This window comes from Streptomonospora sp. PA3 (assembly GCF_009728995.1).
In the GTDB taxonomy this organism is placed as follows: Bacteria; Actinomycetota; Actinomycetes; order Streptosporangiales; family Streptosporangiaceae; genus Streptomonospora.
The window spans coordinates 383112-397099 of sequence record NZ_VTZW01000003.1; the positions used below are offsets into that span (position 1 = coordinate 383112).

Genomic DNA, 13988 nt, shown 5'->3' on the forward strand with positions numbered 1-13988 from the left:
CCGGCACGGCCGCGGCGAGTCCGCTCAGGCGCCCCGCAGCAGCTTGCGCACCGCGGGGAGGTCGTCCGAGGCCTGCTGGGCCGCGGTGTCGGCCTGGCGGTGCAGTTCACGGCACTCGGCCGCCCCTTCCTCCGCCTTGTCCCGCAGGCGGCGGCCGGCGCTCTCGACCGCCGCCCGGTTGCGGGCCCGGTCCTGGCGGTCCCGGTAGACGACCACTCCGGCCACCGCCAGCGCCGCCACCACGGCCAGCCAGAGCCCGGCCGTCTGCGCCGCCAGCGCCAGGACGGCCAGCAGGACCGCGGCGCCGCCGGCGGCCCCGGCCCAGGCGAGGCGGGTGCGGTCGGGCGCGTAGGAGGCCTCGACCGCCTCGCGCGCCGCGCGCAGCGACGCCTCGTCGACCCCGCCGGCGGTCACGCGCACCCGCTTGCCGTGGTAGACCACCTCGGCCTCGGCGTCGACCTGTTCCGCCGCCCGCCCGGCCAAGTCCTCGGCCGCTTGCGCGATCACCGGCGAGTAGACCCCGATGGCCAGCGCCCGCCGCCCCGGCGAGCACAGGCGGCTGACGGCGTCCGCGCGCACCAGTTCGGCGGTCGACCCTGCCGGGTCCGTCCAGGCGGGGACGGGATTGTCGGCCGAGGCGGTGCCGCTGCTCTCGATGACGGCGCGCAGCTGCGTGGCGCGGGCCAGATGCGGGGCCTCCTCCGCCGTCCCCTCGTCGATCAGCAGCCGCAGCGTCTCGGCCGCCTCCTCATCCAGGCCGCCCTGCCCGCCGGCCGCACCGCCGCGGCCGTCCGCGGCCGCCGAGTCCGCTGCGCCGGCCTCCTCCGCGGCGTCCTCCTGCGGCATCAGCGCCTCCTCCAACCACGCGCGCAGCGACGCCAGCCGGGCGGCCGCCTCCACCTGCCTGCGGGCCCCCTCGCACCCGCTGAGCACCCGGCTGCGCGCGGGCGGCGCCGGGGCGGGTGCCGCCGAGATCCAGAACTCGGGACGTGCCGCCGGGTCGCCGTCCGCGTCCGCCCGCCGCACCGCATCGGCCGCCGCCTGCTGCACCGCCGCATAGGCGTCGTCACCCAGCAGCCCGTCCCCGGCAGCGATCCACAGCGCGCGCTGGTAGCGGGTGACCTCGTCGGGCAGTTCCGGCAGGATCTTGGCCAGGATCCAGTCGGCCATCAGCGGCGCCTCGTCGGGCGCGGCCGCCGCGGTGCCCAGCAGGGCGAACGTCCCCGCCCGCAGCGCGTCGACCGCGGCGGCCGCCGCCATGTGCGAGCGCGCGCCGCTCGTGTCGCCGCGCACGGCGGCCGACAGCCCGCGCGCCGCAGGGCACAGCCAGTACCCCGCCACGTCGTCGCGCCCGCCGTCGTCGTCGGCCGCACCCTCCAGGACGCGGTGCGTGCGGTAGCGGACGGCGGCCGGTTCGGTGAAGACCGCCAGCAGCGCCCGCAGGTCGCTCAGCTCCACGAACGCGTCGAAGGAGGTCGACAGCCGGTCCAGGCGCTGCTCCAGGCTGCCGCTGATGCGGCGCATCTCGGAATTCAGCCGGTCCCGCGTGACCGAGAGCTGCGCGTCGAGCGCGTGGATCGCCTCGTTCTGCCTGCGGTTGTGGGTGACGTGCGAGGTGAAGAAGTACTCGTCGGGGAGATCGTGCGCCATCGGGGGTCCTTCGCGGGCGGCCGCCGCATCAGGGCAGGGAATCGAAGATGGACTACCGTGTTCTGACGCGGCGCCCCTCGGGAGCGTTCCGGCCTCCTGCCACCGCCTTCGCGCGACGGCGGCCCGTGCGCCGGGCCGCGGACACCGCCGCCGTAGGGGCGGTTCCGGCGTGAGGCAGGATTATGGTGGAAGGCCCGCACGCTCTTTCCCCTGAGGAGACTGCCATCAGCCGGCTGGTGTTGTGGAATATCGACCTGACGCTCGTCGACGTCGCCCAGGTGACCCGCTCGGCCTACGCCGAGGCGTTCGAGCAGGTCACCGGCGTGCCACTGGTGTATCTGGCCTCCACCGGAGGCCGCACCGACTCCGAGATCTTCTTCGAGTTCCTGGCGCGCAACGACGTGCGCCTGGAACCGGGTGAGGAACCCCTGTCCGACTTCGTCGACGCCCTGGGCGAGGCGTTCGCGCGCCGCCGCGACCAGCTCACCGCGCGCGGACGGGCCATGCCCGGCGCCCAGGAGGCGCTGGCGGCCGTCGCCGGACTCGACGACACGGTGCAGACCGTCGTCACCGGGTCGATCATGGCCAACGCCGTGGCCAAACTCGCCGCCTTCGGGCTCGACGGCTACCTCGACCTGAGCATCGGCGGGTTCGGCTCCGAGCACTACCCCAAGGCGAGCCTCATCCAGTTCACCCGGATGCGCGCGGCCCAGGCCCACGGCTTCGAGTTCCCCGAGTCGGCCACCGCCTACATCACCGACTCCCCCCGCGACGTCGAGGCCGCCATCATCGGCCACGCCACCCCCGTCGCCGTGGTCAGCGGATCGGCGACCGAGTCCCAGCTGCGCGCCGCCGGCGCCAAGTACGTGCTGGAGGACCTCACCGACACCCCGCGGCTGCTCAGCGCCGTGCGCGAGGCCACGGCCGCCGGCGCCGCGTGAGGCGCCCGTACCCCGCTCGGCGCGGCGGATCACGCGCCTGACCGGCAGCGGCCGAGGCCCTTGCCGCGCGCCTGCGCGGGCGTAGGTTGGACGGGACCGACCTTGGACGACCGCCCGAACCCGCGGCCGCGCAAACCGCTCCTAACCACCGAAACGCACAGTTAACGGTGTTGATCACAAAACCGCGGCACTCGAACCAGTAATCTGGGCCGCGGCGGGGCCGGACAACGGAGTCCGGCCGTTCCACCGCACCTGTGCGCACAGGTTTCCCGCTCCGGCAACCGGAGAGCGGGAACCCCACGGGGCCCACCCGGCGCCCGCACAACTCCATAACGACCCGACGTCCCGGACCAGCCCGCCGGTCCGGGGCCGGCCCCCTACGACTCACAAGGGAGTGAGGTCGCACGATGCCCGGCCAGCACGACGCCGTCCAGGACCGATTGCTCCGCGACGCCATAGCCCGCTGCTCCGATCGTCCTCCGTTCACCGGCGACTCCGAGCACACCGCGCGGTTCCTGGGGCACTACTACCGGCACGTCGCCACCGAGGAGCTGCAGGAGCGCGACCCCGCCGAGGTCTGCGGCCCGGCGGCATCCCACCTGGAGTTCGCCCAGCACCGGCCGCAGGGGCGGGCCAAAGTGCGCGTCTACACCCCCGAGCGCGAGCGCGACGGCTGGGAGACCGGCCACTCCGTCGTCGAGATCGTCACCGACGACGCTCCCTTCCTGGTCGACTCGGTCACCATGGAGCTGGGTCGGCGCGGCATCGGCTACGACCTGCTCATCCACCCCCAACTGCGGGTGGCGCGCGACGTCGCCGGCACTCTGCGCGAGGTCGAGCCCCCTTCCGGCGCCGACCCCGGCGGTCCCAGTCCCCTCCGGGAATCCTGGATGCACCTGGAGATCGACCGGCTCAGCGGACCCGCCGCCCACAAGGAGCTGACCGCCGACCTCGAACGCGTGCTGAGCGACGTGCACAGCGTCGCCGAGGACGCCGGCCGGATGCGCCGCAAGGCCCTGCTGCTGGCCGACGAGCTCGCCGGCGCCGCCGACCGCCTGGCCGCCGGCGGCGTCGACGCCCGCGAGATGTCGGAGAGCGTGGAGTTCCTGCGCTGGGTCGCCGACCGCCACTTCCACTTCATGGGCTACCGGGAGTACACCCTGGTCAGCGCCCCCGACGACAGCGACGCCCCCACCGAACCCGGCGAGCGGCTGGGCCTGAGCCCCCGCCCCGGCACCGGGCTCGGCCTCCTGCGCGCCGACGCCCCCGCCTCCGAGAGCTTCGCGGCCCTCCCGCCCGAGGCCCGCGCCAAGGCGCGCGAAGCCCACGTGCTGGTCCTGACCAAGGCCAACTCCCGCGCCACCGTGCACCGCCGCCGGTACCTCGACTACGTCGGCGTCAAGCGCTTCGACGAGCAGGGCCGCGTCGTGGGCGAGTACCGCTTCCTGGGCCTCTACACCCACGAGGCGGTCACCGCCGGCATCGCCCAGATCCCCATCCTCAAGCGCAAGCAGGCCGAGATCCTCGACCTCGCCGGGTTCGACCCCGACAGCTACGACGGCAAGGACCTCATCGAGATCCTGGAGGGCTTCCCGCGCGAGGAGCTGCTGCAGGCCCCCGTCGACCAGCTCTACGACATCGTCCTGGGGGTGCTGCGCCTGCGCGAGCGCCGCGGCACCAAGCTCTTCCTGCGCCGCGACCCCTACGGCAGGTTCATGTCGTGCCTGGTCTACATGCCGCGCGACCGCTACAACACCGACGTGCGGATGAAGATCCAGCAGGTCCTCAGCCGCGCCTTCGAAGGCGCCACGATGGACCACAGCGTCGCGGTCGGCTCGGCTCCCTTCGCCCAGCTCTACCTGGTGGTACGCGCCGAGAGCGGCAGAATCCTCGCCGACGTCGACCACGCCGCCCTGGAGGCCGAGGTCGTCGCGGCCACCCGGTCCTGGGACGACGACCTCGACCGCGAGCTGCGCGCCCGCTTCGGCGCCGAACGCGCCGAGGAGCTGATGCAGGCCTACGGCGCCGCGCTGCCCGAGGGCTACAAGGTCGACACCGAGGCCGCGGTCGCCGTCGACGACGTCCACCGGCTCGACCGCCTCGACGACGACGAACTCGCCGTCAACCTCTACCGCCCCGAAGGCACCGAGCCCGGCGAGTGGCGGCTAAAGGTCTACCGCAAAGGCGACCCGATCTCCCTCTCGCGGGTGCTGCCGCTGCTGGAGCACATGGGCGTGGAGGTCCGCGACGAGCGTCCCTACGGCGTCGCCGGCGCCGAGTCCGGCCGCGCCTGGATCTACGACTTCGGCCTGGCGCCCGTCGCCGACGCCGTCGAGCTGCCGCCCGACCAGCTGAAGTCCCTGTTCGAGGAGGCCTTCACCGCGCTGTGGCAGGGCCGCGGCGAGTCCGACCGGTTCAACGCCCTGGTGATGCGCGGCGGGCTGCACTGGCGCCAGCTCACCATCCTGCGCGCCTACGCCAAGTACCTGCGCCAGACCGGCAGCACGTTCAGCCCCGCCTACATCGCCGACGTGCTGGTCGCCAACGTGCGCATCGCCAACCTGCTGGTGCGGCTGTTCGAGTCCCGCTTCGACCCCGGCCGCGAGGCCGCGCGCCAGGAGCGCACCGACGCCCTCACCGAGGAGCTCCGCAGCGAGCTGGACCAGGTCGCCAGCCTCGACCAGGACCGCATCCTGCGCTCGTTCCTGGCGGCCATCGAAGCCACCCTGCGCACCACCTACTTCCAGGGCGGCGCCGAGGGCCCCAAGCCCTACCTGGCCTACAAGCTCGACCCGCGGCGCATCCCCGACCTGCCGGCGCCCCGCCCCCGTTACGAGATGTACGTCTACTCGCCGCGCATGGAGGGCGTCCACCTGCGCTTCGGCGCGGTCGCCCGCGGCGGCCTGCGCTGGTCCGACCGCTTCGAGGACTTCCGCACCGAGGTCCTGGGCCTGGTCAAGGCGCAGACCGTGAAGAACTCGGTGATCGTGCCCAGCGGGTCCAAGGGCGGCTTCGTGTGCAAGCAGCTGCCCGCCGGCGGCGACCGCGACGCGGTCCAGGCCGAGGTCATCGCCTGCTACAAGGACTTCATCAGCGGGATGCTCGACCTCACCGACAACCGCGTCGGCGGCCGGGTGGTCCACCCCGACGACGTCGTGCGCTACGACGGCGACGACCCCTACCTGGTGGTCGCCGCCGACAAGGGCACCGCCACCTTCTCCGACATCGCCAACGGCATCGCGATCGAGCGCGGCTTCTGGCTGGGCGACGCCTTCGCCTCCGGTGGTTCGGTGGGCTACGACCACAAGGCCATGGGCATCACCGCCCGCGGCGCCTGGGAGTCGGTCAAATACCACTTCCGCGAACTCGGCGTCGACGTGCAGAACGAGGACTTCACCGCCGTCGGGGTCGGCGACATGTCCGGCGACGTCTTCGGCAACGGCATGCTCCTCTCCCGGCACATCCGGCTGGTGGCCGCGTTCGACCACCGGCACGTCTTCCTCGACCCCGACCCCGATCCCGAACGCTCCTTCGCCGAGCGGCAGCGCATGTTCGACCTGCCGCGCAGCACCTGGGCCGACTACGACACCGCGGTGATCTCGGCGGGCGGCGGCGTGCACCCGCGCACCGCCAAGTCGATCCCCCTCACCCCGCAGGTGCGCCGGGCGCTGGGCATCGGCGCGGAGGTCACCGCCCTGGCGCCGTTCGAGCTCATCCGGCACATCCTCACCGCGCCGGTGGACCTGCTGTGGAACGGCGGCATCGGCACCTACGTCAAGGCCTCCACCGAGTCCGACGCCGACGTGGGCGACAAGGCCAACGACCCGGTGCGGGTCGACGGCGCCGACCTGCGCTGCAAGGTCGTGGGCGAGGGCGGCAACCTCGGGCTGACCCAGGCCGGGCGCATCGAGTTCGCCCGCAACGGCGGCCGGATCAACACCGACTTCATCGACAACTCCGCCGGTGTGGACACCTCCGATCACGAGGTCAACATCAAGATCATGCTCGATCGCGAGGTCGCCGAGGGCGATCTCGCCAAGGAGGAGCGCGACGAGCTGTTCATGAGCATGACCGGCGAGGTCGCCGACCTGGTGCTGGGCAACAACTACGCGCAGAACGTGGTGCTGGCCGCCGCCCGCAAGCAGGCCGGCGCCATGATGCACGTCCACGCCCGCTACATGCGCCGCCTCGAACGCGAGGGCCGGCTCAAGCGCAAGCTTGAGGTGCTGCCCGACGACAAGGAGATCGCCTCGCGGCGCTCCGCCGGCCAAGGGCTGACCGGCCCGGAGTTCGCCACCCTGCTCGCTTACACCAAGAACACCCTCAAGGACGAGGTCGCCGACTCCGAGCTGCCCGGCGACCCCTACTTGCGCGCGACACTCGTGGAGTACTTCCCCACGGCGCTGCGCCGGCGCTTCGCCGAGGTCATGCCCGAACACCCGCTGGCGCGCGAGATCGTCGCCAACCAGGTCGTCAACGACATGGTCAACCGGGGCGGCACCACCTTCGCCTTCCGCATCGGCGAGGAGCTGGGGGCCGCGCCCGACGACATCGCGCGCGCCTACCTGGTGGTGCGCGAGGTCTTCGGCCTGCGCCGACTGTGGGAGGAGATCGAGGACCTCGACCACTGGATCGGCGTCGACGTGCAGCTCGCGCTGCTGCTGGAGGTGCGCAAGCTCACCGAGCGCGGCGCCCGCTGGCTGCTGCGCAACCGCAAGTCGCCCTTCGACCTGGGCTCGGAGATCGACTTCTTCGCGGCGGGCGTGGCCGAGATCGTGCCGCAACTGCCCGAGCTGCTGCAGGGCCGCGACCTGCGCCTGTTCGCCGAGCGGCGCGACCGCTTCACCAAGGACGACGTCCCGCGCGAACTGGCCGAGCGGGTGGCCAGCATGGTTCCGGCCTACTCGACCTTCGACCTGGTCTCCATCGCCCACCGCACCCGGCGCCCGGTACCCGAGGTGGCCGAGGTCTACTTCGACCTGGCCGAGAACCTGCAGATCGGATCCCTGCGCGAGCGCATCATCGCGCTGCCGCGCACCGACCGGTGGGTGACCATGGCGCGGGCCGGACTGCGCGACGACCTCTACGCCGCACACGCCGGGTTGACCCGCGCCGTGCTGCAGAGCGGCGGCGCGGGGGAGGCGCCCGACACCCTGCGCGAGCGCTGGCTCGAACGCAACCGGGTGGCCGTCGAGCGGGCCGACCAGACGCTGCACGAGATCTGGGAGTCCGAGCAGTTCGACCTGGCCACGCTCTCGGTCGCACTGCGCTCGGTGCGGTCGCTGCTGGTGTCGGCCGAGGAGTAGGGCGGCCGCCGCCGCCCCAACGGAGGCGCTTCGCGCCGCCCGCCCGCCCGTCGCCCTAACCGAGGCGCTTCGCGCCACCTGCTTGCCCGCCCGTCGCCCACCGCCGCCCTAACGGTGGCGCTTCGCGCCGCCCGCTCGGCGAGGGCCGGCGGGCGGGCGGCGTGGCAGGCAGGGGGTGTGTGACGCCCTAGACTTGGGCGTGTGGCAGACCTAGACCCCGCAGACAAGATCAAGGAACTCTCCTCCACCCTGGCGAGCGTGGAGGCCGTCCTGGACCTCGATGCCAAGCAGCGCGAGATCGACGAGCTGCGCGAGCAGTCTGCCGACCCCGAACTGTGGAACAACCCCGACCACGCCCAGCAGGTCACCCGCAAGCTCTCCCACCTGGAGTCCACGGTCAGCAAGGTCGGCACGATCCGCCGCCGCCTGGACGACCTGAGCGTGCTGTACGAGCTCGCCGCCTCCGAGGACGACGCCGACACCCGGACCGAGGCCGACGCCGAGCTGGAGTCGCTGCGCGCCGACGTCGGCGAACTCGAGATCCGCACGCTGCTCAACGGCCCCTACGACGAGCGCGAGGCGCTGGTGAGCATCAACGCCCAGGCCGGGGGCATCGACGCCGCCGACTGGGCGCAGATGCTGCAGCGGATGTACCTGCGCTGGGCCGAGCGGCACGGCTACCCCACGGAGATCTACGAGACCTCCTACGCCGAGGAGGCGGGCATCAAGTCCACCACCTTCGCGGTCAAGGCCTCCTTCGCCTACGGCATCCTGCGCGGCGAGCACGGCACCCACCGGCTGGTGCGGATCTCGCCGTTCGACAACCAGAACCGGCGCCAGACCTCGTTCGCGGGGGTGGACGTGGTGCCGGTCGTGCAGCAGAGCGACCACATCGAGATCGACGAGAACGAACTGCGTATCGACGTCTACCGCTCCAGCGGCCCGGGCGGGCAGAGCGTCAACACCACCGATTCCGCGGTGCGCATCACGCACGTGCCCACGGGCATCGTGGTCACCTGCCAGAACGAGAAGAGCCAGATCCAGAACCGCGCCACCGCGATGGGGATGCTCCAGGCCAAGCTGCTGGAGCGCAAGCGGCGCGAGGAGCAGGCCGAGATCGACGAGCTGCGCGGCGAGAGCGTGAGCAGCTGGGGCACGCAGATGCGCAACTACGTGCTGCACCCCTACCAGAGCGTGAAGGACGTGCGCACCGGCGTGGAGAGCGGCAACACCGGCGGTGTTCTCGACGGCGAGATCGACGGATTCATCGACGCCGAGATCCGCTGGATGCGCAGCCGCGAGGGCGGCGAGGAGTGACGGCGCCGGGCGGCGGCGCCCGCGCCGCCGCTACCGTGCCGCGGCAGGGGCGCCTCCAACCTCGGTATACGTGAACGTTACCACTGGTTGACACTTTCGATATGCTCTAGTCTGCTGTTCGGTGAACAGCCGAGGCCGATCCGCCGTGTATGGTCGAGGCCGCCCGTATATCCCCCGCCCTCGGGCCGCTCCGCGAGGTCGCGGGCCGATCTGGACATTCCGGGTTGCGATCACCTCTACACTGACGATTGGCCCTGTGGCCGGTACTGCCTCCTGTGGACCCAGTCATCCGCTGAGGCGCCCCTACCTTTGAGAACCTTGTGATGCTGCCGTGATCCACTTTGAGAACGTCACCAAGGTCTATACGACCCAGAAGCACCCGGCGCTGGAGAACGTCTCCATCGACGTCGACAAGGGGGAGTTCGTCTTCCTCGTCGGACCGTCCGGCTCGGGCAAGTCGACCTTCCTCAGGCTCGTCCTGAAGGAGGAGAAGCCCACCCGGGGCCGCGTGCACGTCGCCGGCAAGGACCTGGCGCGCCTGTCCAACTGGAAGGTCCCGCACCTGCGGCGCCGGATCGGCTGCGTCTTCCAGGACTTCCGGCTGCTGCCGAACAAGAACGTCTTCGAGAACGTCGCCTTCGCCCTTGAGGTGATCGGCAAGCCGCGGAGGTTCATCCGCAAGGTCGTCCCCGAGGTCGTCGAACTCGTCGGCCTCGAAGGCAAGGCCGACCGCATGCCCGACGAGCTGTCGGGTGGCGAGCAGCAGCGGGTCGCCATCGCGCGGGCGTTCGTCAACCGCCCGCAGATCCTGCTCGCTGACGAGCCCACGGGGAACATCGACCCCGCTACCTCGATCGGCATCATGAAGGTGCTCGACCGAATCAACCGGACCGGGACGACCGTTGTCATGGCGACCCACGACGCCGCCATCGTCGACTCGATGCGCAAGCGCGTGATCGAGCTCGAAGAGGGCGAGGTCGTGCGCGACCAGACCCGCGGCGTCTACGGACAGGCGTACTGACGCTCGGGCCTGCCAGCGCTCCTGCGTTGGTCAGTGCAGCGCGGCGAAGCCCACAAGGATGGACCCTTAACTCTCATGCGTGCACAATTCGTACTTTCCGAGATCTGGATCGGTCTGCGTCGCAACCTGACCATGACCGTGGCGGTCATCACCACGGTGGCCATCTCGCTCGCCCTCTTCGGCGGCGGTCTGCTGATCAACCAGCAGGTGTCGCAGATGCGCCAGTACTGGGACGAGCGCGTGACCCTCACCATCTACATGTGCACGGAGATCTCCAACTCCCGCACGTGTGAGGAGAACGGGCCGGCCACCGACGAGCAGCGCCAGCAGATCCAGCAGGACCTGGAGTCGATGGGCCAGGTCAAGAGTGTCGAGTACGTCACCGCTGAGCAGGCCTACAAGGACTTCCAGGAGCGCTTCTCCAACAACCAGGCCATGGTGGACGCCGTCCGCAAGGGCGACATCCCCGACAACTTCCGGGTGCAGTTGGAAGACCCGACCAAGTACCAGGCCGTGGCCGACGAGATGGAGGGGCGCCCGGGCATCGACACGATCTACGACGACCAGGCGGTGCTGGAGCAGTTCTTCGGGCTGCTCGACGGCCTCACCGCCGCCGCGCTGACCGTGTCCTTCGTGCAGTTGGCGGCGGCCGCGCTGCTGATCGGCAACACCGTGCGCCTGGCCGCCTACAACCGCCGCAAGGAGACGGGCATCATGCGGCTCGTGGGCGCGTCGAACTTCTACATCCAGCTTCCGTTCCTGCTCGAAGGCGCGATCGCCGGCCTGATCGGCGGCATCATCGCCTCCGGCTTCATCGTGGCCGCCCGGTTCCTGCTGCTGACCAGGATCCAGGAGTGGTTCCAGTTCGACGTCACGCTCTCGACGGGCTCGCTGCTGTCGGTCATCGGCGTGTCGCTGATCCTGGGTGTGCTGCTCTGTACTGTCGCATCGTTCCTGACACTGCGGCGCTATCTGCGGGTATAGCCCGCGTAGCGGGCCGCGGAGGCCCGCGCAACGGAGCGGTCGAGAAGGGGAATACCTGTGCCACGCGAAAAAGGGCGCAAGCTCGTCGCGCAGAACCGCCGTGCCCGGCACGACTACCACATCGACGACACCTACGAGGCGGGCATCGTGCTCACCGGCACCGAGGTGAAGTCGCTGCGCGCCGGACGCGCCTCCCTGGTCGACGGATTCGCCCAGGTCAAGGACGGCGAGGTGTGGCTGGAGAACGTCCACATCCCCGAGTACGCGCAGGGCACCTGGACCAACCACGCCGCCCGCAGACCGCGTAAGCTGCTGCTGCACCGCGAGGAGATCGCCCGGCTGATCGGCAAGACCCAGGAGGCCGGGCGCACCCTGGTCCCGCTGTCCCTGTACTTCAGCGAGGGCAAGGCCAAGGTCGAGATCGCACTGGCCCGCGGTAAGCGCAGTTACGACAAACGCCGCGACATCGCCGAGCGCGAGGCCAAGCGCGACATCGAGCGCGCGCTGCGGCGCCGGCGCTGAGGCGTTGTGAAAGGATCGCAAGGGTGTCCCCCCGTCACCTTCGCCGTCTGCTAGCAGCAGGGACCGGGCTCGCCGTCGCGGCCGCGGCGGCCGGCTGCACCACCCAGCCCTCCCCCGAAGTGGCGGTGCGCAACTTCCTGCTGCGGTGGCAGGCAGGCGACTACTCCTCCGCGGCGGCCTACACCGACGGCGACCAGGAGAAGGTCGCCGACGAGTTGCAGGACGCCGCCCGCCAGCTCGACCTGGCCGGGATGCGCTTCTCGCTGGGACCCATCACCCAGGACGGCGCCTCCGCCCGAGCCGAGTTCGGCGCGCAGGCCGACCTGGGCATCGGCGACCCCGTGTGGAAGTACACCGGCTCCATGCCGCTGCAGGAGGGCCCGCAGGGCTGGCTCATCGAATGGTCGCCCTCGGTCATCCACCCCGAACTCGGCGCCGACGAGCGCATCGCCGTCAGCTACGACATCCCCGACCGCGGGCAGATCTACGACCGCGGCGGTGATCCCCTGGTCGGCACGACCAAGGTGACCGCCTTCGGCGTCGTACCCGCCGACATGCCCGACCCCGACCGCGGCGTCGCCGAGCTGGCCGAGCTGCTGGGCGAGGACGCCGACCCGCTTTTGGACCGGGTCCGCTCCGCGCCCCCCGAGGAGTTCCAACCGCTGGTGCTGATGCGCCAGGGCGAGGTCGGCGACCGGCTGCGGCGCCGGGCCACCTCGATCCCGGGTGTGCAGACTCAGCCGCTGGACATGCGGCTCAAACCGCGCGCCGCCGCCCCGGTCGTCGGAGAGGTCGCCGGCACCGCCGAGCACAACGTCTCCTCGCGCGTGGCGGGCACCTACCAGGCGGGCGACACGGTCGGGCTCACCGGTCTGCAGAACGTCTTCCAGCAGCGCCTGGCGGGCACCGCCACCACCAAGGTCGTCACCCTCGACGGCAAGGGTGACCAGACCGGAGTGCTGCAGTCGTGGCCGGGGCTGCAGAGCGGCTCCCTGCAGACCACCCTGGACCTGCGCGTGCAGGAGGCCGGCGCGGCGGCCCTGGACACCCTGCCGGGGCGGGGCTACCTCGTCGCACTCGACGCCCGCTCCGGCGAGGTCCTCGCGGCGGTGGGCAACCGCGGCGGGACCGACGACGACGGCGCGTTCACCGCGGAATACCGCCCCGGAGAGGCGTTCAGCATCGTCTCCTACACCGCCGCGCTGCAGCACGGCTACTCCCCGGGCGACACCATGGCCTGCGACAACCAGACCAAGGTGGGCGGGCGCACGTTCACCACGCCCAACAACACCGGCCTGTCGGGCAGCCCGGACCTCACCACCAACTTCAGCTACGCCTGCACGACCGCCTTCGCGCAGATGGGCGAGAAGGTCGGCGGCGAGGCGATCGAGGCCGCCGCGCACGACTTCGGGATCGGCGGGGACTGGCGGCTGTCGGTGCCGACCTTCAACGGCGGCTTCCGCACCCCCGGTTCGGCCGGGGAGGTGGCCGCGGCCATGGCCGGGACCGACCAGGTGCGCGTCAGCCCGCTGTCGATGGCCCTGGTGGCCGGTGCCGTGAGCGACGGCACCTGGCACCCGCCGCGGCTGGTCGCCGACGACGAGGCCGCCAACGTGCCCCAGGGATCGGCCCGCAAGCTCGACCCGCAGGCCGTGAAGCGGGTGCAGGAGATGATGCGCTCGGCGGTGGAGACCAGCGCGGCCACCGCCGACGTCGGTACCGTCCCGGTACACGCCCAGGTCGCCAACACGACGCAGAAGGTGGGCGGGCGCCAGACGGCGGTCCAGTGGTTCGTGGGCTACCAGGGCGACCTCGCCTTCGCGCTGGTGGCCGAGGTGCACCCCTCCATCCAGCTGTGGGAGCAGTATGCGGTGACCGCCGCGGGCTCGTTCCTGCAGCAGCTGCCCTACGGCTACGTCGAGGACCTCGCCGAGCAGGCTCCGCAGCCGCCCGGCGCCGGCGCCGGCCAGGACCAGGCGGGCCAGTCCGGCGCGGCCGGGGCCGCGCCCAGTGCCACACCGTCCAGCGTGCCGGGCCTGCCCCCCGAGTAGGCGGCCGCGGGCCCGGTCCCGCTCGGGCGCCGGCGGCGCGGGTACCCGACTTTGGGAATCACCCTGGGATGCGGTGTGTTGTCCCGAGTGCGAAAAAAATCCCGTGGAGGAGCAACCCCTGTGGGGGCAGGGTGCGTCTCCACGGGTGACTGGGACCGCAAAGGGGGTTGCGGACCAGTCGGATGCAGGACCTCGT

Annotated in this window: 8 protein-coding genes; 7 read left to right on the top strand and 1 reads right to left on the bottom strand. The window is 71.5% G+C overall.

Annotation, left to right across the window (positions count from 1 at the left end):
- Window positions 1-24: 24 nt before the first annotated feature.
- A complete protein-coding gene (locus tag FZ103_RS02110; protein WP_155998273.1) occupies window positions 25-1650 on the bottom strand; it encodes a hypothetical protein in 1626 nt (541 codons plus the stop codon).
- A gap of 182 nt (window positions 1651-1832) precedes the next feature.
- Here FZ103_RS02110 and FZ103_RS02115 point away from each other — a divergent pair, with 182 nt between their 5' ends.
- The 7 genes from FZ103_RS02115 to FZ103_RS02145 all read left to right on the top strand — a co-directional run bounded on the left by FZ103_RS02115 (window position 1833) and on the right by FZ103_RS02145 (window position 13792).
- Window positions 1833-2591 carry an HAD family hydrolase gene (locus tag FZ103_RS02115; protein ID WP_155998275.1) on the top strand — a complete coding sequence of 253 codons (759 nt, stop codon included), beginning with the start codon at window positions 1833-1835 and terminating at the stop codon, window positions 2589-2591.
- Window positions 2592-2998: 407 nt separating this feature from the next.
- Window positions 2999-7897, top strand: coding sequence for an NAD-glutamate dehydrogenase (locus FZ103_RS02120; protein ID WP_155998277.1), 4899 nt, complete (start codon window positions 2999-3001; stop codon window positions 7895-7897).
- Between the two features lie 201 nt (window positions 7898-8098).
- Entirely contained in the window at window positions 8099-9214 is a 1116-nt protein-coding gene (gene prfB, locus FZ103_RS02125) for a peptide chain release factor 2 (RefSeq protein ID WP_186355675.1), read from the top strand.
- Window positions 9215-9545: 331 nt separating this feature from the next.
- A complete protein-coding gene (ftsE, locus tag FZ103_RS02130; protein ID WP_186355676.1) occupies window positions 9546-10235 on the top strand; it encodes a cell division ATP-binding protein FtsE in 690 nt (229 codons plus the stop codon).
- Window positions 10236-10310: 75 nt separating this feature from the next.
- On the top strand, window positions 10311-11219 hold the full coding sequence (ftsX, locus tag FZ103_RS02135) for a permease-like cell division protein FtsX (protein WP_186355677.1): 909 nt from the start codon (window positions 10311-10313) through the stop codon (window positions 11217-11219).
- A gap of 57 nt (window positions 11220-11276) precedes the next feature.
- Window positions 11277-11741, top strand: coding sequence for an SsrA-binding protein SmpB (gene smpB / locus FZ103_RS02140; RefSeq protein ID WP_186355678.1), 465 nt, complete (start codon window positions 11277-11279; stop codon window positions 11739-11741).
- Window positions 11742-11764: 23 nt separating this feature from the next.
- A complete protein-coding gene (locus FZ103_RS02145; RefSeq protein WP_186355679.1) occupies window positions 11765-13792 on the top strand; it encodes a penicillin-binding transpeptidase domain-containing protein in 2028 nt (675 codons plus the stop codon).
- The last annotated feature ends 196 nt before the right edge of the window (window positions 13793-13988 follow it).

Coding starts and splice junctions, on each gene's coding strand:
- FZ103_RS02110 (WP_155998273.1), bottom strand. CDS start 1,650: ATGGCGCACGATCTCCCCGACGAGTACTTCTTCACCTCGCACGTCACC.
- FZ103_RS02115 (WP_155998275.1), top strand. CDS start 1,833: ATGGTGGAAGGCCCGCACGCTCTTTCCCCTGAGGAGACTGCCATCAGC.
- FZ103_RS02120 (WP_155998277.1), top strand. CDS start 2,999: ATGCCCGGCCAGCACGACGCCGTCCAGGACCGATTGCTCCGCGACGCC.
- ftsX (WP_186355677.1), top strand. CDS start 10,311: ATGCGTGCACAATTCGTACTTTCCGAGATCTGGATCGGTCTGCGTCGC.